Annotated in this window: 21 protein-coding genes and 1 pseudogene; 11 read left to right on the forward strand and 11 right to left on the reverse strand. The window is 60.6% G+C overall.

Annotated features, from left to right (window positions below):
- Positions 1-78: 78 nt before the first annotated feature.
- From gyrA to IPI71_02420, 5 genes and pseudogenes are all read right to left on the reverse strand, one after another.
- Positions 79-2544 (reverse strand): DNA gyrase subunit A, encoded by a 2466-nt coding sequence (gene gyrA / locus IPI71_02400; GenBank protein ID QQR71912.1) that lies wholly within the window; start codon positions 2542-2544, stop codon positions 79-81.
- A 70-nt stretch (positions 2545-2614) separates the two neighbouring features.
- On the reverse strand, positions 2615-4612 hold the full coding sequence (locus IPI71_02405) for a type IIA DNA topoisomerase subunit B (GenBank protein ID QQR71387.1): 1998 nt from the start codon (positions 4610-4612) through the stop codon (positions 2615-2617).
- 99 nt (positions 4613-4711) lie between these two features.
- Entirely contained in the window at positions 4712-5020 is a 309-nt protein-coding gene (locus IPI71_02410; GenBank protein QQR71388.1) for a hypothetical protein, read from the reverse strand.
- 178 nt (positions 5021-5198) lie between these two features.
- Positions 5199-5695, reverse strand: a pseudogene (locus IPI71_02415) (hypothetical protein).
- Positions 5643-6800, reverse strand: coding sequence for an NAD(P)/FAD-dependent oxidoreductase (locus IPI71_02420; protein QQR71389.1), 1158 nt, complete (start codon positions 6798-6800; stop codon positions 5643-5645). Before IPI71_02420 ends, IPI71_02415 begins: the two are co-directional and overlap by 53 nt.
- 123 nt (positions 6801-6923) lie before the next feature.
- Here IPI71_02420 and IPI71_02425 point away from each other — a divergent pair, with 123 nt between their 5' ends.
- Together IPI71_02425 and truD are read left to right on the forward strand one after the other, a co-directional pair.
- Positions 6924-7286, forward strand: a complete 363-nt coding sequence (locus IPI71_02425) for a peptidyl-tRNA hydrolase (GenBank protein QQR71913.1) — start codon at positions 6924-6926, stop codon at positions 7284-7286.
- Entirely contained in the window at positions 7283-8551 is a 1269-nt protein-coding gene (gene truD / locus IPI71_02430; protein QQR71390.1) for a tRNA pseudouridine(13) synthase TruD, read from the forward strand. Before IPI71_02425 ends, truD begins: the two co-directional genes overlap by 4 nt.
- Positions 8552-8647: 96 nt before the next feature.
- Here truD and sppA read toward each other — a convergent pair whose 3' ends face one another.
- Positions 8648-9412, reverse strand: coding sequence for a signal peptide peptidase SppA (gene sppA, locus IPI71_02435; GenBank protein QQR71914.1), 765 nt, complete (start codon positions 9410-9412; stop codon positions 8648-8650).
- A complete protein-coding gene (locus IPI71_02440; protein ID QQR71915.1) occupies positions 9393-10151 on the reverse strand; it encodes a dihydrofolate reductase family protein in 759 nt (252 codons plus the stop codon). The genes sppA and IPI71_02440 overlap by 20 nt, the downstream gene beginning before the upstream one ends.
- A 64-nt stretch (positions 10152-10215) precedes the next feature.
- Between IPI71_02440 and IPI71_02445 the strand changes: the two genes are divergently transcribed.
- Entirely contained in the window at positions 10216-10848 is a 633-nt protein-coding gene (locus IPI71_02445; GenBank protein ID QQR71391.1) for a CDP-alcohol phosphatidyltransferase family protein, read from the forward strand.
- Here IPI71_02445 and artA read toward each other — a convergent pair.
- Positions 10820-11626 (reverse strand): archaeosortase A, encoded by an 807-nt coding sequence (artA, locus tag IPI71_02450; GenBank protein ID QQR71392.1) that lies wholly within the window; start codon positions 11624-11626, stop codon positions 10820-10822. The two genes, IPI71_02445 and artA, sit on opposite strands and share 29 nt — an antisense overlap.
- Positions 11627-11744: 118 nt before the next feature.
- Here artA and IPI71_02455 point away from each other — a divergent pair, with 118 nt between their 5' ends.
- From IPI71_02455 to IPI71_02470, 4 genes are all read left to right on the forward strand, one after another.
- Positions 11745-12056: a transcription factor S gene (locus tag IPI71_02455; protein QQR71393.1), complete on the forward strand. Its 312-nt coding sequence runs from the start codon at positions 11745-11747 to the stop codon at positions 12054-12056.
- A 236-nt stretch (positions 12057-12292) separates the two neighbouring features.
- A complete protein-coding gene (locus IPI71_02460; GenBank protein QQR71394.1) occupies positions 12293-13162 on the forward strand; it encodes a tetratricopeptide repeat protein in 870 nt (289 codons plus the stop codon).
- 265 nt (positions 13163-13427) lie between these two features.
- On the forward strand, positions 13428-13988 hold the full coding sequence (locus IPI71_02465; protein QQR71395.1) for a TATA-box-binding protein: 561 nt from the start codon (positions 13428-13430) through the stop codon (positions 13986-13988).
- Positions 13989-14121: 133 nt separating this feature from the next.
- The gene (locus tag IPI71_02470) at positions 14122-14496 is read left to right on the forward strand and encodes an ArsR family transcriptional regulator (GenBank protein QQR71396.1); all 375 of its coding nucleotides are present in this window, start codon (positions 14122-14124) and stop codon (positions 14494-14496) included.
- Between the two features lie 76 nt (positions 14497-14572).
- Here the strand turns inward: IPI71_02470 and rpiA are convergent, their stop codons facing one another.
- Positions 14573-15292, reverse strand: a complete 720-nt coding sequence (rpiA, locus tag IPI71_02475; GenBank protein ID QQR71397.1) for a ribose-5-phosphate isomerase RpiA — start codon at positions 15290-15292, stop codon at positions 14573-14575.
- Positions 15289-16095, reverse strand: a complete 807-nt coding sequence (gene surE / locus IPI71_02480) for a 5'/3'-nucleotidase SurE (protein QQR71398.1) — start codon at positions 16093-16095, stop codon at positions 15289-15291. Before surE ends, rpiA begins: the two co-directional genes overlap by 4 nt.
- 82 nt (positions 16096-16177) lie before the next feature.
- On the opposite strand from surE, the gene IPI71_02485 reads away from it, so the two are divergent.
- Together IPI71_02485 and IPI71_02490 are read left to right on the forward strand one after the other, a co-directional pair.
- Complete coding sequence (locus tag IPI71_02485) at positions 16178-17065, forward strand: ATP-grasp domain-containing protein (protein QQR71399.1); 888 nt, start codon at positions 16178-16180, stop codon at positions 17063-17065.
- Positions 17062-17994: a H4MPT-linked C1 transfer pathway protein gene (locus IPI71_02490; protein QQR71400.1), complete on the forward strand. Its 933-nt coding sequence runs from the start codon at positions 17062-17064 to the stop codon at positions 17992-17994. The genes IPI71_02485 and IPI71_02490 overlap by 4 nt, the downstream gene beginning before the upstream one ends.
- A gap of 194 nt (positions 17995-18188) precedes the next feature.
- Here the strand turns inward: IPI71_02490 and IPI71_02495 are convergent, their stop codons facing one another.
- Positions 18189-18674: a hypothetical protein gene (locus tag IPI71_02495; GenBank protein QQR71401.1), complete on the reverse strand. Its 486-nt coding sequence runs from the start codon at positions 18672-18674 to the stop codon at positions 18189-18191.
- 203 nt (positions 18675-18877) lie between these two features.
- Between IPI71_02495 and fdhF the strand changes: the two genes are divergently transcribed.
- Both fdhF and IPI71_02505 read left to right on the forward strand, forming a co-directional pair.
- Entirely contained in the window at positions 18878-20947 is a 2070-nt protein-coding gene (gene fdhF, locus IPI71_02500; protein QQR71402.1) for a formate dehydrogenase subunit alpha, read from the forward strand.
- Positions 20948-22183 (forward strand): Coenzyme F420 hydrogenase/dehydrogenase, beta subunit C-terminal domain, encoded by a 1236-nt coding sequence (locus IPI71_02505; GenBank protein QQR71403.1) that lies wholly within the window; start codon positions 20948-20950, stop codon positions 22181-22183.
- Positions 22184-22449 lie beyond the last annotated feature (266 nt).

Below are 22449 nucleotides of genomic sequence, written 5' to 3' on the forward strand. Positions count from 1 at the left end.
AGGTGGCACAGTACCCACCGGATGGAAAAACCCGGGGTTAAAAAAATGAGGAGATATCCGGGATGGCCCGGTCTTTTCTTATTCCGCCTCTCCGGTACCACCGCTTCCTGGCTGTTCCTGGCCTGCGGTCCCGGGCCCGGCGGAGTCCTGCTCCCGCTCCCCGTTCTCACCCGTTTCGATCTCGGGAGGGACAACGGCCACGCCGACCACCCGGTCGGTTTCTTCCAGGCGGATGATCCTGACCCCCTTGGTCCCGCGCCCGATAACCCGGATTTCAGAGACCGCGGTGCGCATGACGATCCCCGATGCGGTCATCACGATGATCTCATCGGTATTGGAGACAGCGCATGAGGCGATGACCACGGCGTTGCGGCCGAGCTGGATGTTGCGGACGCCCATGGTCCCGCGCCCATGCCCCCGGAAATCATCGAACTCGGTTCTCTTGCCAAACCCGGCGTCGGAGATGGTGAGCAGGTGATCCTTTTCGAGCAGGGTGATGGCAACCACCGTGTCCCCGCCACGAAGCTTCATGCCGCGCACACCCTGGGCATTCCTGCCTACCGTGCGCACGGTGTCCTCGTGGAACCGGAGGCTCTGGCCGAAGCTGCTGGTCAGGACGATCTCCCTGTTTCCATCGGTCACGATAACGTCCACCAGCTGGTCGTTTTCCAGGAGCTTTATGGCATTTGTCCCTACCGAGCGGGGGAACGAGAACTCCTTGAGCGGGATCTTGATGATCCTGCCGAGCCGGGTCACGAACATGAGAAAGAGCCCCGGGGAAAATTCCCTGACCGGGATGACCGTGGTGACCATCTCGTCCCCCAGGTTGAGCAGGTTCACGATTGCCTTCCCGCGGCTGGTGCGGGAGCCTTCCGGGATCTCGTATACCTTCAGCCAGTACACGCGCCCGTTGCTGGTGAAGCAGAGGAGGTAGTCATGGGTGCTGGCGATGAAGACATTTTCGACGTAGTCCTCCTCTTTCGTTGACATCCCGATGACCCCCTTCCCTCCCCGCCGCTGCTGCCGGTAGGTGTCGATATCCATCCTTTTTATGTAGTTGAACGAGGTTAGGGAGACGAGGACGGTCTTGTCCTCGATCATGTCCTCCTTGTCGATGGAGACTGCCGAGGCGCTGATCCGGGTGCGCCGGGCGTCTCCGTACTTCTCTTTGGCGGCAACGAGTTCCCTCCGGATCTCGGCCCGTATATTCCGCTCGTCGGAGAGCAGCTCGGTCAGGGTGGCGATCTCCCTCCCGAGCTCCTGTTTCTCACCGAGGATCTTCTGCTGTTCGAGCGCAGCCAGGCGGCGGAGCTGCATCTGGAGGATGGCCTGGGCCTGCACCTCGTCGAGCCCGAACAGGGAGATCAGCGCCTCCTTTGCCGTTTCAGCCGTGTCCGAAGCACGTATCGCGGCGATCACCTGGTCAATCCGGTCTAGGGCAAGGAGGAGTCCCTCCAGGACGTGCACGCGTTCCTCGGCCTTCTTCCGGTCGTATTCGCTCCTCCTGCGGATGACCTCCACCCGGTGCAGGATGAACTGGCCGATAAGCTCGAGCACCGGGAGATAGCGGGGCTGGTTGTCGACGATGGCGAGGTTGATGATCCCGAACGTGCTCTCGAGCGCGGTATGCTTGTAGAGCTGGTTGAGGACGATTCCCGGGATGGTGCCTTTCTTCAGGTCGATCACCACCCGGAGCCCTTCCTTGTCCGATTCGTCCCTGATATCGGAGATCCCCTCGATCTTCTTCTCCTTGACCAGCTTGGCGATATGCTCGATGAGCCGGGACTTGTTCACCTGGAATGGGATCTCGGTGACCACGATCCGGTCGCCCCTGGTGCCGCGCTCTTCGATCTCGGCCACACCCCGGACCACGACCTTGCCCTGCCCGGTCTCGTAGGCGGCCCGGATGCCTTCCCTGCCCATGATGATCCCGCCGGTCGGGAAATCGGGGCCGGGCAGGACGGTAAGCAGGTCGTCAACCGATAACCCGGGCTGCTCAATGCACCTGCAGACCGCATCGCAGACCTCCCCCAGGTTGTGGGGCGGCATGTTGGTGGCCATCCCGACAGCGATCCCGCTCGACCCGTTGACCAGGAGGTTTGGGATCTTTGCCGGAAGCACGGTCGGTTCGGTGAGCGACTCATCGAAGTTCGGGACAAAGGCCACGGTCTCCTTCTCGAGATCCTTCAGGAGCTCCTCGGCGATGGGTTCCAGCCTCACCTCGGTGTACCGCATGGCGGCCGGTGCATCGCCGTCAATCGAGCCGAAGTTCCCCTGGCCCTCGATGAGCGGGTAGCGGTAGGAGAACGGCTGCGCCATCTTGACGATGGTATCATAAATCGCCGCGTCGCCGTGAGGGTGGTACTTTCCCATCACGTCCCCGACCACGCGGGCACTCTTCCTGGTGGGCTTGTCGCTGGTGTTGCCCATCTCCCACATGGAGAAAAGCGAGCGCCGGTGGACCGGTTTTAACCCGTCCCGCACGTCGGGGATGGCCCTCCCGATGATCACGCTCATGGCGTAGTTGATGTAGGAGGACTTCATCTCGGTCTCGATGGTGATCGGGACCACCCGGGATGCGGCGGGGGCGGCCTGGACGGCCGGGCCCTGTTCTTCAGACGTCAAGGTTGGTCACCTCTTTTGCATGCCGCTTGATGAACTCCTTCCTGGCATCGACATTCTCCCCCATCAGCTTCTCAAAGATCTCGTTTGCATAGACGGCATCATCGATGGTGACCTGCTTGAGTACCCGCCGGTCCGGGTCCATGGTCGTCTCCCAGAGCTGGCTGGCATTCATCTCTCCCAGGCCCTTGTAGCGCTGGACGCTGACACCTTTTTCCCCGAGCTCCCCCACGATCTGCCGCATCTCGTCCTCGCGGAAGGCATACCGTTCCTGCTTTCCCTTGGTGATCCTGAAGAGCGGGGGCTGCGCGATGTAGACATAGCCGTTCTCGATCAGTTCCTTCATGTAACGGAAGAAGAAGGTGAGCAGGAGCGTCCTGATGTGGGCGCCGTCCACGTCGGCATCGGTCATGAGGATGACCAGGTGGTAGCGGGCTTTCTCGGCATCGAACTGTTCCCCGACCCCGCTCCCGATGGCGGAGATGAGGGCCTGGATCTCCGCGTTCTTCAGGATCTTGTGCGGGGTTGCCTTCTCCACGTTCAGGATCTTGCCCCTGAGGGGGAGTATGGCCTGGAACCGCCGGTCCCGCCCCTGCTTGGCCGAGCCGCCTGCCGAGTCTCCCTCCACGATGTATATCTCGCTCTTTTCGGGATCTCGCTCCGAACAGTCGGCCAGTTTGCCCGGGAGGCCGGAGGTCTCGAGCGTGCTCTTTCTCCTTGCCAGCTCGCGGGCGTTCCGGGCAGCTTCCCGGGCCCTGGCCGCGGCGATCACCTTCTCAACGATGGCCGCGAGTACCCTGGGATTCTCCTCGAAGTAATCGGAGAGCGACTGGTAGACGAGGGAGTCGACGATGCCCCGGACAATGCTGTTGCCTAGCCTCGTCTTGGTCTGGCCTTCGAACTGGGGGTTGGCCATCTTGATGCTCACGATGGCAGTCAGCCCTTCCCTGATATCCTCTCCGCGGATGGTGAGGGCCGAGTCCCTGATCAGGTTGTTTCTCCGTGCCGAGGCATTGATGGCGCGGGTTATGGCACTCCGGAAACCTTCAAGGTGCGTGCCGCCTTCCCGGGTGTTGACGCTGTTGACGTAGGCAAATACCTGCTCCGAGTACGAGTTGACATACTGGATGGCAACATCGATTTCGATCCGGTTCTCTGCATCTTTCTTGGATATAACGATGATATCGGGGTGCGTTGGAACCGAGCTTCCATTCAGGTACCGGACGTACTCGCTGATCCCGTCCTTGTAACAGAAGGTCTCTGAATCACCGAGACGTTCGTCCACTATGCTGATCTGGAGACCGGGGTTCAGGAACGCAAGCTCCCGCATCCTGTGGGAGAGGACATCGTAATCGAACTTCAGGGTCTCAAAGATGCTCCCATCCGGCAGGAAGGAGATACGGGTTCCCGACAGTTCCTTCTCGAAGAGCCGGAGAAACTCCCTCCGTTCGGAACCGGTGTATCCTGTCCGCTTGCCGTACCACGCCCGGTAGCGTTCCTGCATCTCGCCAAGGCTTTCCTCGCGGACGGAGAGCGGGGATGCCACGGAACCCCTGGCAAACCGCATTTCGTAGACATTTCCGTCCCGGTACACCACGGCCGAGAGCCGGGCGGAGAGGGCGTTGACCACCGAGACTCCGACCCCGTGGAGGCCCCCCGAGACCTGGTAGCTGTTCTTGTCGAATTTGCCCCCGGCGTGGAGAACGGTGAGCACTGTTTCGAGAGCACTCCGGTCGGTGCCGGGCATCACGTCTACCGGGATGCCCCGGCCATTATCCAGGACCGAGATCGAGCAGTCAGCGTGGATGGTGAGCCAGATAGTGGTGCAGTAACCCCCGAGCGCCTCATCGATCGAATTGTCGACCACCTCATAGACGAGGTGATGGAGACCCCGGGTATCCGTGCTCCCGATATACATGGCAGGGCGCTCCCGGACCGGCTGCAGGCCTTCCAGCACGGTGATGTGGGACGCATCATATGCATCGTTCATCACTGCCCTCCGCTAGAAAAGGTATTGTGGAAAATATCTGTCCCCTCACACCATATATTGGTCGCAGAACCACTTAATGGTGATTACAGGGCCAGAAATTCAGCGGAATTCACCCAGGTCAGGGTCAGCGATCCCGAGTGCTTTATCGATGGCGATAACCAGCCGGTCCATGATCCGGATCACTTCGGCCGCGTCTTCCCGGTCCATGCTGCCCGGCTGGTGCCAGATGATCCGCTTCCGGAGCCGGGTCACCAGCTCCTCGATCTCGGTCCCCCTGAACTGGGGCGGGATCACGAGGCCATCGAGGTGGTCTGCCGCCCCGTAGAAGGCCTGTTCGGGAGGCAGTGCAAAGTGCCTGCAGATCAGCGTGATGCTGGTGATGAACCCCCTGCCAAACTTGCTTTCCATGGATCAGTATCAATGGCAGGTTTAAAAAAACCACGCGATTCCCTCAGTGGTGCCGGAGGCATTTCCATGTATAAGTGCCGCCCTGTCAATCAGAATAAAAATAGTTCGAAATGCGATATCCAGGAAGTGACCGGAATAACGACAATAAAAAACGATACTCACGATGAGGAAAATCCACTCAGCAGTGTTTCAAGGATTTTGTCCTGGTGAACAGGTGACTGTGCTTCCCATAACCACGGCAGAGCATACTGATATACACCCGTTCTCCCTGTTCATAGGAACGGACGAACATTGTTCCTATGGTATATCCGATCTGGCGCATCCGGTACCTGTAGGGAAGATCCCGGTCAAACGGGTTGAAAGCCTTGCTTTCAAGGGTCTGCACAATCCCTGCGGTACATCTGCCCGAATACGAAGAGGTACCGTATCATCATGCCAGGTGCAAGGGCAAAATCAGCCGGAAGCCCGGGTCTCCGCCCCCCGGCAAGAAGGTCCCGAAACCCATGTGGTTGACGAGAGCAGGATGACAAATGAAAGGCCTGACAATGAATTTCGAAAAACAGGATACAGGCAAACTCCACTGGTTCGCCTATTTATCGTGTGAACAAATGGGTAAAAAGGACTATCCCCTGAGTATCCGGGATATTTCTCCCCTGAGCAGTATCCCCAGGACAGGAACCACCTTCGGGTTTCTCAGCAGGCGGCGAATGATGGCTCCCGGCCGATCCATGTCCCCATACCGGCAGATTTCTGCCCTGGTTGCCGGGTCGTCCAGTACCGCGATCAACCGGTCGATGTCGGCAGGGGAGAGCTGCTGCCGGAGCCTGAAGAACCTGATACCGAGTGCGAGTTCCCGCCCGAAGTCTGCTTTCCATCGCTTCTCGTACTCGCAGAGGACAGCGTCCGTTGTATCGTGCTTCCGGATCGCCTCCGCGGCGACCGCTGCGGCATGGGCCGCCGACCGGACACCCGTGAAGACCCCTCCGCCAGATGTCGGTTTGGGGAACCCTGCCGCGTCTCCGATAAAGAGGGTGCCATGGCCGTAAGTCCGCTCCATGACCCCGAGCGGGATGGTCCCGCTCACCAGGTTGATGATACTTCCTCCGCCAGCCCCACGGTAGAACGCCCTGAACCTCCCGAAAACGTCCTGCGTTCCGGCAAGGCCGATCCGGGCCCTCCCCGCTCCAATGGGTATGATCCACCCGAAGAACTCCGGGGAGGCGTCCGGGTAGAGCTCGACTGCGCCTTGGTCCATGTCCCTCCTGATCTCTGCCTGGAGCCCTGCGAGGAAGACAGGGGGCCTGGGCATACCCAGCGATCGGGCCACCGGGCTTCCTGGTCCGTCGGCGGCGATCAGAACCCGGAACCCTACCTCTTCCCGTCCCCGCACCCCCCGTGTCCGGACCGCCGAACCGCTCTTCCCACGGTACGCGGTCTTCAGCCGGACCTCGGCCCCTGCACCGGCAGCCTGCATGGCCATCTCGCGGTCGAGCATTCCCCGGTCCACGATGACGGCCCGCGTCCTGCCGGCATCAAAGTAAAGCTCCGATCCCTGCGCGCTCCGGATCCGCGCCCCGGAGACTTCGTGGAGGACCGATTTGCGCGACACCCCGCATTCGTGGAATGCCGGAACCGAGAGGAGCCCGGCGCACTGGACGGGATGGCCGATGGTCCCATGCTCTTCAATGAGACAGACCGAGAGCCCCTGGCCGGCGCATAGCCGGGCAGCCATGCTTCCCGCCGGTCCGGCTCCGATCACCACAACATCGTAGGTCCGCATCGGGCGCGTTTCCCCCCCATCTATGGGGCCTGGCAGGCTATCATGGTTTGGCAGTTCCGCCTGCCTGGAAAGGGGTCAGCCTCAGGCCATTTATTTGATGGGTGCGGTGCAACCTGCATGCACATGGAGAAGAGCCCGCAGTTTGCATGGAAGCAGTGCCTGGTGATCCGCTCTGATCTCCGGATGAGCTGCGGCAAGATGTGCGCACAGGCGGCCCATGCCGCGTTACTCGCCTCCGAGAAGGCCGACACGGCATCCCGGAGGAGATGGATGGCAGAGGGGCAGAAGAAAGTGGTCCTGAAGGTTTCCGGGGAGCGTGACCTCTACGAGCTGAAGGCCATTGCCGAGGCGGCCGGGGTCTCCGCGGCACTGGTGCAGGACGCCGGAATGACCGAGATCCCGCCGGGCACGGTCACGGCGCTCGGGCTTGGGCCGGCAAAGGCTGAAGAGATGGACCGGATAACCGCGGCGCTCCCGCTGCTATGATGGAGAGCCGCTACCCTCTCGAAATTGCCCTCGGCATGGAGTACTATGCCAGCGATACGCCGGGGATTGGCGGGAGGCTCCGGGCAAGCCCGGAAGACTTCATGGTTGAGGAGATAGCGCCCGTTACCGGCGATGAAGGACCGTTCCTGATCCTCCGCCTGACCAAGAAGGGCTGGGACCAGCAGCGGGCGCTCCGGGAGATAGGGCGGCAGCTGGGCATATCCTACAAGAAAATCGGCTTTGCCGGAACCAAGGATAAACATGCCGTGACAAGCCAGCTGATCTCGATTCCCGGGATCTCCCCCGGAGATATCGGCCGGGTTCGGTTGCGCGACATCGGGCTCGAAGTGGTGGGCCGGTCACCGTCCCCCATAACGCTCGGGTCACACGTGGCAAACCGCTTTGACATCACCATCCGGGAGGCGGTCACGGCCAACCTCGGGGAGAATATCGCCCGGGTATCAGAGGTCTGCAGGACCGGGGTTCCAAACTACTTCGGGATCCAGCGGTTCGGCGTCACCAGGCCTATCACCCACGCGGTCGGCAGATGCCTGCTGAAGGGCGACCTTGAAGGGGCGGTGCTCTGCTATATCGGGGAAGCCTTCCCCGATGAGCCCGGAGAGGTCCGAAACGCCCGTTCCTCCTTCCTCTCCTCCGGCGACGTCCGGGCGGCCATCCGGGAATTCCCGCTCCCGCTCTCCTACGAGCGATCGATGCTCCACCACCTGGCCGGCAGCCCGGGCGACTACCACGGTGCGCTGGCAACACTCCCCCCCAAGATCCTCTCCCTATTCGTGAGCGCCTACCAGTCATGGCTCTTCAACCGGGCCCTATCCGAACGGATACGGGACGGTGGCAACCTCATCGATCCTCTCCCCGGAGACCGGCTCCTGTTTCTCACCGGCCGCGAGGACCGGGTCACCGACCGGAATATCGGGAGCGCCCGGCTCCAGCTGCAGCGGGGGCGATGCCGGATCGCGTTGCGGATGCCGGGCTGCGGAAGGCCGGGGCAGGTTTCAGGAGACCAGGCGGCCATGGAGCGGCTGCTCGAAGAGGACGGTATCCGGGAAGAAGATTTCTGCTCGGTCCGCGACCTGGTAAAGGCCCGGTTCGAGGGGGCCGCCCGGCCGGTTTCCCTCACCGCGGATGTCTGTGCCATGGCCGGGGAGGACAGTGCCAGGCTCTCGTTCTCGCTTCCTCCCGGGCAGTATGCCACCACCATCTGCCGCGAGTACATGAAGGCCGACCCCCGGGCGATGATATAAATTCCTGCTCGGCCACGTAATCGCCGACCAGGGCGCCTCAACCCAATCCGCCAGGATAAACCAGGATCCCGCTCCTGGAAAGGGTGAGAGCCGTGTTCACGCGATGGCCCGGGCGCCTGAAATGGCGTCGTGCAGGTTACCGATCTCGTCGATAAGGCCGAGATCGAGCGCCTCTTCCCCGCGGAAGACCCGTGCGTCCTTGATCATGCTCCGGTCAAGGGGGCGCTGGGAGAGGATGTCGCTGATGATCCGCTCTGCACTCCGGTTCACGACCTGGCCGGCATACTCCCGCTCTTCCTCGGTGAGGGGGCGGTACCCGGCGCCCATGTCCTTCATGCTCCCTGACTTTATCACTTCGACGCTCAGGTTCTCCTCCTCCATCCACCCGCTGATATCAGCAAAGGTCCAGGAGGTGCCGATACCACCGGTAATGGTATCGGGGCTGGCATAAATCCGGTCCGCATAGGCGCTGACGTAATAGGCAGAGGAGGTGGCGATATCCCCCATGGAGACCACCACCGGCTTTCTTTCCTTCGCATATACGATATCTGCGATGATTTCCTGCGCCCCGGCCGGGGTCCCGCCAGGGCTGTTGACGCGGAGCACGATGGCATCGACCATCGGATCGTTTGCCGCGTCCCGGATCGCATCGCCAACCGTGACGCTCCCCGCGTACCCTTTGCCGGACCCCCCGGTAACGATGACCCCCTCGATGCTTATGACCGAGATTCCCAGGTCGTGGAACACTCCGGGCAGAAGGGCGGCAAGCAGGACAGCGATGAGAATGACCGCCAGTACCAGGACCCCCACGAGGATATGGTTTCTCGTCCTCAACGAGCGCTCAGCCTGTCCGGGCGGCATCTCCACTGCCCCCGCCCGTATAGAGGACATCGTACTCGGTCACCAGGTTGGTCCCGCAGAGGTAAAAGTTCTTCAGGGCAAGCCGGATCATCTCCTCTTCTGACTCGATGTGCATCCCGCCGACCAGCGAGGGCGTATCCGACCCACCGACGATAAAGGGGAGGTGGATCAGGCGGATCTCGTCCACGAGCCGGTGGTGGAGCATGTGCCAGTTCAGGGTCGGGCCCCCCTCGATCATGAGCTTATGTATCGCGAAATCCGCGGTGAGGATCTGCATGAGCCGGGGAAGGGAGACATGATCGGTCCCGGCCACCACGATGATTGCCCCGGCGTCCCGGAGCTCCTGGACCCGCCCGGGGGGTGCCCGCTCCGAGACAGCGATGATGGTCGGCGCATCGGGGGAAAGTACGTTTGATCCGGGCGGGATATCGGCCATGCTCGCAGGGATTACCCGGATGGGATTTTTTCCCTCGACACTCCGGACGGTGAGGTAGGAGTTGTCGATCCGTATGGTATTTGACCCGACCATGATGGCATCATAGGCAGCCCTTGTACGGTGGAGGAGGACATCGGTGGCCGGGTCCATGTACTTCATCAGGATCTTGCTCGAGCATCCTTTCTTCAGCGTCAGCTTCCCGTCAGCGGTTATCTCTGACATCATCAGTACATGCGGGCGTTCCGTTGATTCTGCCACAAAAGACTCCTTTCCAAGAAATTTCGTGCTGCTCCATAATAGCATTGTCTCAGGAGCGGGAGCTTCCTGTGACAACTATTTATCCTCTATCCTGCTACTTAGATGATCCATGAATATAACCGCACTCCGGCCGCGGTTCCTCAAGCATATCGAGCCCATCGCCACCGTGTTCTGCAGAGCAGGGGTCTCTCCGAACCAGATCTCCCTTATCTCCCTCCTGTTCGGGCTGCTGTGTGCGGTCTGTTATGTCTGCCGGATGTTTGCAATCGGAAGCATATTCCTCTTTTTCTCCGCGATTCTCGACCTGGTCGATGGGAGTGTTGCCCGGCGGACAGAGAAGGAGACGCAGTTTGGCTCGGTATTTGACTGGATTGTCGACAAGTATGTCGATGCCCTGGTCATCCTCGCCATCGGGCTTTCGGGGACCGCCATCCTGTCCCGGTTCGGCGGTCTCACGGTTTCAGCCGATTATGCGGTCGTGGCAATCGCCATCATCGGCTCGCTGATGAACACATTCATCAAACCGGTGGTGTATGCCGAGACCGGGTACCAGGAGAGAGTCGACGGGAAGATAGAGGACCCCCTGGAGGGTGTCGGGTTCTTCGGGCGTCCCGAGACCATCCTCGTGCTGGTCGTAGGGGGGCTGACCGGGTTTATCTGGGTCGCCGTGGTGCTGATCGCCATCGGGACCAACGTATCGGCAATCCAGCGGATCATCTATCTCTATAAAAGACTCTCCTGATCTCTCCCGCATAAAGGCTGTAAAGGCCTGCGGCGAGATCCCCAAGCCCCGGAATAACCCGGAACAGGGTGTAGGCTATGCCGATCAGGAGCACCAGGGCCAAAAGCTCGGCAAAGACGTTGTGGGCCCAGAAGAAGCTCTCGTAGCCGTATTCCCCGTTCCCGGCAATACCGGGGAAGTACGGGAACCACTGGCCGGTATAGGCGATGATGACTGCCGCATTCCTGGCCAGGTTCAGGACATAGATGGTCGGTACGATGATCAGGAACGAAAGGATCTTCTGCCGGGCGGTGGTAGGGACCGCGGCTGCGACCCCGAGCATGATGGCGATAGCCTGGATACCGGTGCAGGCAAGGATGATCTCGACGCGGAAGCCGTTCCTGATCACCATGTTCCATGCCACGAGCGCTGCGTCATACCCGAGCGCATTAAGCAGCCAGAGGGTCTGGCCGACGACCACCGCTATCAGCCGGTCGCCGAGGGGCGTGAATGCAAAGGGTGCATATACCAGGAAGGCGGCGGCGGCGGCACGGGAGAGGTGTTCGACCCGTTCGTCCCGCAAACGGAGGTATTTTATCGTGATTGCGAGAAACGGGACAGAGAGCACGGCCAGGGCGGGGTAGAGGTAGTTGTTGATGGAGAGGTAGGAGGGGACTTCCGAAAAGAGGAAGAGGATCATCGCCGTCCACCCGAAAATGGCACACCAGTTCCTAAACCTCGTAGGGATGAGAAAGGCCAGGAAGAAGACGCAGGAGGCCAGCACCAGGTACCCGTTCATTCCCATAGTAATCAGTTACGGTTTGAAAAAGGGTTTTGATGAGGGACATCCGCACCGGTGTTCCCGATACGGCGTTGTCCCAAGCCTTAATCATGCATGTAAACGCATTTGTAAAGCAATGTTCTGTCCGGAGTGCAAGAGCCTGATGATCTCGTCCGGGGGCCAGATGAAGTGCCGGAAATGTGGGTACATAAGGAAGATTACCAGCGATGATCAGCTCCACATCACCAGGAAAAGGAGCGAAAAGGAGATCGTTATCGTCGAAGGTGAAGGGACGGTCAGGACCCTTCCCACCACGGCCGTCAAGTGCCCGAAGTGCGAGCACAACCTTGCGTTCTGGTGGCTCCGCCAGCTCCGTTCGGCCGATGAGAGCGAAGTCCGTTTTTTCCGGTGCTGCGAGTGCGGCCACACCTGGCGCGAATACGATTGAGGCCCATCCGGCTGCTCCAGGGTCCCCGGGCACCCTCCCGGGTCCTGTGAGAGGAGAGCATGGTGGTACAGGCCCGGGAGCGTTATGAAAAACACCTTCTCCCTGCCCGCCACGTGGTAACCGGGGAAGCGGCAGGATCGCCCTCCGCATCAAGCGTTTGATCGATAAAAGCCCTTGAACAGAAATTGAGAGGTATTCCGGAATATTTTATTGGACAGCATTTCCAAGTACCTCTCATGTCATTACGGGCAACCATCGTTGCGATAATCGTTGCTGGATACTGCCTTGTTTCTCTTGTCTCGGCAGGCTGTGACGCGTGCAGCGCCGCGCCGGAAGGCGGGTGGGGTCCCCCTGATTTCAGTGATGACCCTACCTGGGGAGCATCCCTGGAAGATCTGGTAGACTATTTCGGTGGTTCTTCGACAGGTGGCGGGACGGGCGGGGGTGATGCCGGAAGCTCGCAGGATACGCCGGGCGGGAGCAGCAGCTCGGGGACAGATGGGGCTTCACCAGGGTCCGGGAGTTCATCGTCCCACGGCGGAGGTTCTGTTGAGGATGGCCTTGTCTGGCGTTTGAAAGGGGATGACCTGTCCGGTAAAGGGCTGTATGAAGAATCTGCCGGGGCCTACCGGAAAGCCCTCGATTACGATCCCTATGCCTTGAGGTCCTGGACGGGTCTTGGAAAGGTACTTCTCGAGCTGGGACAGCCTGGTGAAGCGGCGACTGCGTTTCAGAAGGCCATAAAACTCGATCCCGCAGAGGCCACCCTTTATGAACACCTGGGCGACGCACTGTCTGCAGCCGGCAGCCACGAGGAGGCTGTTGCCAGCTATCAGCGGGCGCTCGCGATCAATCCGGCCATTACCGGGGTTGCTGAAAAGATACGCTCTGCAAAGGATGCCCTGGCGGGAGTTCCCGCCGAGCCTGGTGCTGCCACCCTGCCTGAACCCGATCAGACCCAACCCGCCCCACCACAAACAACAGGAGCCCGCGAGATGGTGGAGGTCGAAGAACTTCCTCTTCCCACGCAGTCGGTCTTTCCGGGAATGGCGGCCGTACTCGCCATCCTGGCCGGCGCTGTTTTCCTCGCGGGAAGGAAAACCTGAGGGAGAATGGTATAATACCCCGGCCCATCCATTTTTCCAGAGAGAGACAAACTGGTGCCGGTTCTTTTTCCCACCGTTCCAACCCGGGAAATGGTGACTGTTTTCCCCCCTGAGCGGGCCGGGTTTGCATCCACTTTTCCCGGGGGATGCAAAACACCGCCCTGGCAGGCCAGGTGGTACCCTGGTTTTACGAAGGGGGAATGCTGCCAGCCGATGCCCCGGAAACACCCAACTGTTTATATACTGTCCTGTGGCATTTATAAATATGAAGACCAAGCCAGAGGACTCTCTCAAAATTGAAAATATCGTTGCCTCGGCGAAGGTGACGGATTACCTGGATCTCCCGGCGCTTGCTTCCCAGATTAAAGATGCAGAGTACAATAAGAAGAGGTTCCCGGGTGTCGTCATCAGGATGCAGAACCCAAAGATCGCGGCGCTCGTCTTCGGTTCCGGTAAAGTGGTGCTGACCGGTGCAAAGAGCATCGAGAGCCTCTCCGAGGGGCTCGAGATACTCGGAAACCTGCTCCGAGGACTGGACATCGATATACCCAAAAAACTCAGCTACAAGATCCAGAATATCGTCACCTCCGCGGACCTCGGTTCCGGGATCAATCTCAACAAGATCGCCGTCGGGTTCAACCTGGACCGGATCGAGTACGAGCCGGAACAGTTCCCGGGACTCGTGTACCGCCTGGAAAACCCGAAGGTCGTGGTGCTCCTCTTCGGGTCCGGCAAACTGATCATCACCGGCGGAAAAGAACCGGACGATGCCAGGAAGGCGGTCCAGAAGATCCTAAACGACCTCAAGAACCTCGGACTGCTCTGACCAGGAGCCCTTCAAAAATTTTTTATTCCTGACCGGACAACGTGTATCATATTCTTTTTTAAATGCCTGGTCGTGAATAATAATACTTTTATATATTAAATTCGTATATTTTTTGTTATTCTGGTGCGCCATGATGAGAACAAAGAATGTGATGTATTTTACCCAGGAGGAAGAAAACCTGGCAAACCTCCTCATCAGGACCGGTATGAAGAGGAACGTGGCAAGGGTCCTGGTCTATCTTGCCCACAATCCCGAAGCCACTTCCCGTGAGATCGAACGTGGCACCGATCTTCGCCAGCCCGAAGTGAGCCTGGCGATGTCTGCCCTGGCAGGGCAGAAATGGGTTGGCAACCGCGAGGTCAAGGCAGAGAACAAGGGGCGACCGGTCAAGATCTATCACCTGCTGAACCCGTTTGCGGAGATCGTCGATGCAATAGAGCGGGAAAAGCGGGAAGAGGCAAATATCCAGATCTCACTCATCCAGGAGATCAGGAGCTATATCCAGTGATCCTTTCGTGAAAATGCCTTTCGCATTTTCATGCTCCCACGGCGATCATGTTTTTTTTGGCAGGGGCCCTGGTGGCTCACCGGGTTAGTTTCCGGCAACCCTCGCTTCTTCCCACGACCACCGTGGTCTTGTCGGCAAACGCACAGAAGAGCCCGCAGGAAAGCACTCCGGGCATCAGGGAGAGGAGTCCTTCAAGCCGGTCAGGGTCCCCGATGATCCCGAATGAGCAGTCGAGCACGAAATTTCCATTGTCGGTGATGACCGGGCCGTCCTTCCCGGTTCCCTCGCGAAGGACCGGGTCTCCTCCGAGGGCCTGTATGCCGAGCATAACCGGCCGGAGCGCAAACGGTATCACTTCCACCGGGACAGGAACATCGAGGACAGGGGATATCTTCGACTCATCGACCACGATGACCAGCTCTTCTGCGGCAGCAGCCACACACTTTTCCCGGGCCAGGGCCGCACCTCTTCCCTTGATGAGGCGGAGGCTTCCGTCCACCTGGTCGGCGCCGTCAATTGCAAGGTCCAGTTCCGGGTAATCGTCGAGCGTTGCCAGGGGTATGGCACAGTCCCGTGCCCTCATTTCGGTCTGGAACGAGGTCGGGACAGCCTTGACGCGGAGACCTTCACGGACCCGCTCCGCGATACGGTCCATGGTAAAGGCAACGGTAGAACCGGTTCCAAGGCCTACCACCATTCCGTCCTCGACCATACCGGCGGCATGGTATCCTGCCTCGCGTTTCAGATCATCAGCCTGCGGATCTTTACCACCAGCCCTGCCTCCAGTCCGGGTCATGGTCTCCCCGCCCTGCCAGCCTCGCTTCCAAAGAGCCGCCGCAGCTCACTTTCAGCCGTCCCCGCGGTACAGTCGAGGGTAATCGGGGTGATCGAGATATTTCCTTTCCGGACTGCGTGCACGTCGGTCCCTTCATCGGCATCGTCCACCAGCGGCCCGTTTATCCAGAAATAAGGCCGCCCCCGGGGGTCCATGCGCCGTTCAACCCCGGTCCGGAAGAGCTTGTCCGAGAGGCGGGTCACCTCGTATCCTCCCCGCACCTGAGATGGTATGTTGACGTTGATGACATCGGCTCCGGGTGGAAATTTCCGGGAAAGAAAGGTCCTGGTCACTTCCTGCACCACCTTCTTGGCATCCGCGAAACTCTGCCGGTGGAACTGGGGATCGTCGAACTTGTCCCCCTGGTCCTCGACCTGGAGGGAGAAGGCGAGGGCCGGGGTGCCCTGGTTTGCCGCCTCGAGCGCCGCACCAACCGTCCCCGAGGTCATGATGGACTCGTAGGAGAGGTTCTCCCCGATGTTGATCCCGCTGACCACCAGGTCAGGCCCGAGTGCGAGAGCATAGAGCCCGATAATGACCGAGTCCGTAGGCTTTCCCCCAACCGCGTATGACCGGACTCCGTTCTGGACGACCTCATATGCCCGGATCGGTTCAAAGATGGATATGGACCGGCCCACCGCGCTCTGCTGGGTTGCCGGGGCGACTACCGTCACTTCAGCAATGGGGCTGAGGGCCTCGTAGGCGGCCCAGAGCCCCGCGGAGTTGATACCGTCATCGTTGGTGAGCAGGATCTTATGCTTCATCGTTCACCATGACTTTGCCGGACGGCACGAAAAACCTGACCGATCGTCAGCCTCATGTCAGAGGCAGGGCTACTGATCATGTATGAGGGCATTCATTGCTGAATATTCGGTTGCCCATGACCCCCTCCTTGCACCGGAAGGTGCCGCCATGCTCACCGTCATCCGGGACAGCTTCGAGCGGTGCGGTTACGAAGTCGTCCATCCCGGGCACGGCGATTTTCTTGCCGGGATACGGCGGCTCGCTCCGGCCTGCGAGGTGGGGCTGGTGATCGCCCCCGATCACCTCCTTTTCGCCTTCACTTCGGCACTCGAACAGCTGACCCATAATATCGGGTGCGGGAGCATGAATGCCGCGATCTGCGCAAACAAGCGGCAGAGCGCCGAAATCCTCGCCCGGAACGGGATAGCGGTGCCGGAAGAGGGGGGAGGGGGCCTCCGGGTGGTAAAACCGGAGCAGGGATGCGCTGCGAAGGGCGTCCGCCTCACCAGGGAGAGCCCGGGGCCCGGGGAGTTTGCCCAGCGGTTCATCGACGGCGAACACCTGAGCGTGAGCCTGGTCGGGAGCAGGGTAACCGGAGATGCCTGCAGCTACTACACCGGGAAACCTCCGCTGCTCCTTGCGGTCAACCGCCAGGACATCAGCATCGATGAACAGGGACAGTTCCACTACCATGGCGGCGAGACCCCGGTCATCCACGATCGCCAGGATGAAATTGTCAATGCTGCCACGCGGGCGTTGAACGTCCTCGGCTGCCAGGGCTACACCGGCATCGACATCGTGCTTGCCGACCGCCCGTACATCGTTGATGTCAACCCGAGGATCACCACGAGCATCGTCGGGATTGCGGCCTGCATGGAGGAGGAGATCGCAGATATCCTGGTCGCGGCTTCAAAAGGGGGCGGTCCCGATGCCGTGCACCTCGCCGGCCGGGCCCGGTTCGACTGCCACGGCAGGGTGGAGCGGCTGTGATCGGGATCGATGTCGGTGGGGCAAACCTGAAGGTGGCGACCGGAGAGGGGACCGTTATCCATCACTGCCCGCTCTGGGAAAACGGCCCGCTCCCGGAGATCCTCCGTCCCTACCGCGCTCACGGCGAAGAAGCGGCGGTGGTCATGTCCGGGGAGCTCGCCGATTGTTTCAGCTCGAAGACCGAGGGCATCAGGTTCATCGTCGACTCGGTCAGGGAGGTCTTTCCCAGTGCCGTGTTCTACGGGACAGACGGGCGGTTCCACAGGGACCCCGTGCCGGAGCTTGCCGCTGCAAACTGGCTCGTCTCCGCCGATTACCTGATGGAGCGCCACCAGGGGGGCCTGCTGGTCGATCTCGGGAGCACCACGACCGATATCATCCCCCTGGTCTCCCTCGGTTCCCTGCAGGGGCTGACCGATCTATCCCGCCTCCAGTCCGGCACCCTGGTCTATACCGGCCTGCTCCGGACCACCATCCCGGCAGTTATCCGGGAGGTCGTCCTCTCGGGCATCCCCACCCCGGTCTGCCCGGAATATTTTGCCTGCAGCGGCGATGCCCACCTGGTGCTCGGGCACATCACCGCCGCGGGTTATGCATCCGCGACTCCTGACGGGAAGGGGCGGGACCGGGACTCCTGCCTCAGGAGGCTCGCACGGGTCGTATGTGCCGACCTCGAGGAGATCGGGGAAGAGGGGGCCTGCGCTGTTGCCGCTGCCTTCTGGGATGCCCAGCGGTCCCTCATCTGTACCGCGGTCGATGCTGCCCGCCGCCGTTACGAAACGGGGGAGACCCTATGTGCCGGCACCGGGTCCGGGCTTGCCTCGTCCATCCTTGGCGGCAGGGATCTTGCCCGGGAGCTGGGGGCAGCGGCCGGTGCCCTGCCGGCCTTCGCGGTGCGGGAGGTGGCGCTACGAAGCCCTGGCAGCTGAGCCTGGTCCTGTTCGCCGGTTCTCTCGCGGTGACGGTGTTCCTGTACAGTCTCGGGCTCCCGTTATTCTTCGTCTTCCTCTTCATCCCGCTCATCCCTTTCTTTTCCCGGGGAAGACCGGTGAGGCGCTGTCCACGGTGCGGCTTTGAGACCGCCGACCGGAAGACTGCCTACTGCCCATACGACGGGAGCCGCCTAGAGGTTCCTGAAGGCGGCCAGCAAGAGGGAGACCATTGACTGCGGCAGGACCGTCCCGAACATCTCCGTGGTAGGTATCTCACCGGAGTCCCGGGCCCGGAGGTTGCGTACCGTGCCCCGGTCGACCGCGATGCCGAGCGCCCTCATGAGCGCAACAGTCTTCCCGGGCGTGAGGGAGCGGGACAGGACGATGCAGAGATCGACGACCGGGGATCCCATCCGCGTTCCGGGGTAGAATGGTGCCCGTGCCGGGACGATTGCCCCGCACCGGCTGCACCGGAACCGCCGCACCACAACGTGGATATCCCGTGCGGACCCGCCCTCGATGAGGGTGACGAATTTTCGCACCTTCCTGTCATACCCGCTCACCTCCCCGCCACAGTGCGGGCAGGAGTCCAGCATCGAAAACTCTCTCCCCTCGACCGCGGACAGGCCGACCTGGACCAGCGTCTGGAGCATGGGGGGCACTTTTACAGGGCGCATGCCGGGCACCTCCTCCCGGCCGGGTGCAGTTTTCCATTTAACCGTTTCTTCATCGCAATTACTCCCGGAACAGGGCTTTTCTCAAACGGGTGCCGGTCCTCCCCGCACTGAGTGGCCCACCATTAATCATCAATCTCAGCGATGTTAATCATTACTGTTAAATAAGAATGGTGTCCGAGATCTGTATGTTCGAGGTTTCTACCATGGACGTAAAATATGTGCAGACGACCTGTCCCTATTGCGGGACGGGTTGCACCTTCAACCTCGTGGTCAAAGACGGAAAGGTGGTCGACGTCGCTCCTTACCACCGATCTCCGGTCAATGAAGGCAAGGTGTGCCCCAAGGGCGCCTATGCCCACGAGTTCGTGAACCATCCCGATCGCCTGACAACCCCGCTCATCAAGAAGGACGGAAAGTTCGTCGAGGCGACCTGGGACGAAGCATATGACCTGATCGCCAAGAAGTTCAAGCAGTACAAGCCCGATGAGTGCGCCTGCCTCTCCTCAGCCCGTGTCTCGAACGAGGAGAACTACGCGATGATGAAGTTCGCGCGCGGCGTGCTCAAGACCCGGCACATTGACCACTGCGCAAGGCTCTGCCACTCCTCGACGGTCGCCGGGCTTGCCTCGACGTTTGGCTCGGGCGCGATGACCAACTCGATCGGCGATATTGCCGAGTCAAAGTGCGTCTTCATCCTCGGGAGCAACACCTTCGAGCAGCACCCGCTGATCGGAAGGAGAGTGATGCAGGCCAAGATGAACGGCGCCAAGCTGATCTATGCCGACCCACGGTTCACCCCGACGGGCAAGCAGGCCGACCTGTACATGCAGTTCCGGTCAGGGTCCGATGTCGCCATCCTGAACGGCCTGATGCAGGAGATCCTGAAGAACGGATGGGAGGACAAGGAGTTCATCAAGAACCGGACCAAGGACTTTGACAAGCTGAAAGAAGAGGTCATGAAACCGGAGTACAGCCTCGAGAACGTCTCGAAGATCTCCGGTATCCCGGCCGACCAGCTCAAGACTGCCGCGGAATGGATCGGGAAGGCCGAATCGGCCTGCATCCTCTACTCGATGGGCATCACCCAGCACACCACCGGGGTCGACAACGTCAGGTCGGTTGCCAACATCCAGATGCTGACCGGGAACCTGGGGCGGCCCGGGACCGGGGTCAACGCGCTCCGCGGCCAGAACAACGTGCAGGGCGCCTGCGACATGGGTGCGCTGCCGGTGGTATACACCGCGTACCAGAAGGTCATCGATGAGGCGGCCCACAAGAAGTTCTCGGACGCGTGGGGCTTCCCCGATGGCATCGCCGAGGGCAAGAACGGCTATGAGGTGACGGTCATGATGGACGTGCTGGCCGACAAGCCCGGCGAGCTAAAGTGCATGTACATCATGGGCGAAAACCCGATGCTCTCGGACCCTGATATCCACCACGTGGAGAAGGCCCTGAAGAACCTCGAGTTCCTGGTCGTCCAGGACATCTTCATGAACGAGACCGCGGAGTTCGCTGACGTAGTGCTGCCTGCCTGCTGCTATGCAGAAAAGGACGGCACCCAGACCTCGACCGAGCGCCGTGTCCAGATGTGGAGAAAGGCCCAGGACCCGCCGGGACAGGCAAAGCTGGACTGGGTGATCATCAAGGAGATCGCCGCAAAGATGGGTTATGAAAAGCAGTTCCCCTGGAACAGCGCCGAGGACATCTTCGAGGAGATCCGGAAGGTCACCCCGTCCTACGCCGGGATGAGCTATGCACGGCTCAACAAGCCTGAAGCTGCCCACTGGCCATGCCCCACCCCCGAGCACCCCGGGACCCCGATCCTCCACAGGGAGAAGTTCGCCCACCCCGACGGCCTGGGCCAGTTCTTTGCTGTGCCCTACAAGCCCCCGGCTGAGGTCCCCGACGCCGAGTACCCGTTCGTGTTCACCACCGGGCGCTGCATCTGGCAGTGGCACACCGGCACGATGACCCGCCGGTCCGACTCACTCGAAAACGAGGAGCCAACCGGCTGGATCGAGATCAACCCTGAGGATGCAAAGGCGCTCGGGATCAGGGACGAGGAGATGGTCAGGGCCACGACCAGGCGCGGGAGCGTCACTGTCCCGGCACGTGTCACGAAGGACATCATGAAGGGGGTCATGTTCATGCCGTTCCACTACAAGGAGTGCGCTGCAAACGTGCTCACCAACAATGCCCTTGACCCCATCGCCAAGATCCCGGAGTTCAAGGCCTGTGCCATCAAGGTCGAAAAGATAGCGGAGGGGAAGTAAATGTCGAAGAAAGGTGACATGTTCTACGCCTGGACCACCGACGATGAGCTCCAGAAGAAAGCAGAGTGCGGCGGCGCGGTGACCCAGCTCCTCAAGTTTGCGCTCGAGAAGAAGATGGTCGATGGGGTCTTTGCCGTGAAGAGAGGGCAGGATGTCTACGACGCGGTTCCGACTTACATCACCGACCCCAAAGAGCTCGACAAGACTGCCGGGTCCCTCCACTGCGGGACGTTGCTCCTCTCCAAGCTGGTCAAGAAGTACCTTGACGGTGCCCAGGACAAGAAGATCGCCATGACCGTGAAGGGGTGCGACATGATGGGACTCTACGAGCTCGCCAAGCGCCAGCAGGTCAACCTGGACAACATCATCATGATCGGCGTGAACTGCGGCGGGACGGTCAGCCCCATCACGGCCCGCAAGATGATCAGGGAGAAGTTCGAGGTCGACCCCGACACGGTCCACAAGGAAGAGATCGACAAGGGCCAGTTCATCATCGAGTACGAGGGTGGTCACAAGGGGATCTCCATCGACGACCTCGAAGAGGCCGGGTACGGCCGGCGTCCCAACTGCCGCCGCTGCAAGCTGAAGGTCCCCCGCCAGGCCGATCTCGCCTGCGGTAACTGGGGGGTCATCGGCGACAAGGCCGGCAAGGCGACCTTTGTCGAGGTCTGCAGCGAGAAGGGGGCCATGCTCCTGGACGAGGCGGTCAAGGCCGGTGTCCTGAAGACCGAGGCGCCCAACCCGAAGGGCCTCGAGATCCGGGGCAAGGTCGAGAACGCCATGTACAAGCTCGCCGACAAGTGGCGGAAGCATGATTTCGAGGGGCTCGGTACCGGGAGGGACCGCCTGGCGAAGATCGTGAAGGAGACCTCCCGGTGCATCAAGTGCTACCAGTGCATCGACAGTTGCCCGATCTGCTACTGCGTGGAGTGCAGCACAAAGAAGCCCTACCTGGTCAAGCCCGGAGAGCTCCCTCCGAACTTCATGTTCCAGCTCATCAGGTTCGCCCACATCGCCGACTCCTGCATCAACTGCGGGCAGTGCCAGGAACTGTGCGCCATGGACATCCCGAACGCCCTCTTCATGCACGCCCAGCAGGTGGAGCTCGAGAAGATGTTCGGCCATGTCCCGGGAATCGACATGTCCCTGCCGCTGCTCGCCCTTGTCGAGGAGCGGGAAGAGCGGGACCGACTGGCTGCAACCGGAAGCGACCAGATCTTCGATATATTCAAGTAAACCTCCCCACCTTTTTTTTGGATGCCGTACCCGTTTCCCGGTAATCCTGCCAGCGGTTTTGCATCTTAAGGATTTCCGGCGACGGAACAGGTTACCCGGGGCCCCTTGAGAGATCCCCGGGTGGGATTTTTCCGTTGACTGCCCTGCCATCCGGCAAACGGTGTGAAAACGGTATTTGGGATATTTCATCCCTAGGGGATGTGGATTCGGAAACCTCATTTGCGTTTCATTACGCGCTTCGGAGTGCATCCAGGAGGATGCCGGGC

The sequence above is a fragment of the Methanolinea sp. genome, from assembly GCA_016699325.1.
In the GTDB taxonomy this organism is placed as follows: domain Archaea; phylum Halobacteriota; class Methanomicrobia; order Methanomicrobiales; family Methanospirillaceae; genus UBA9949.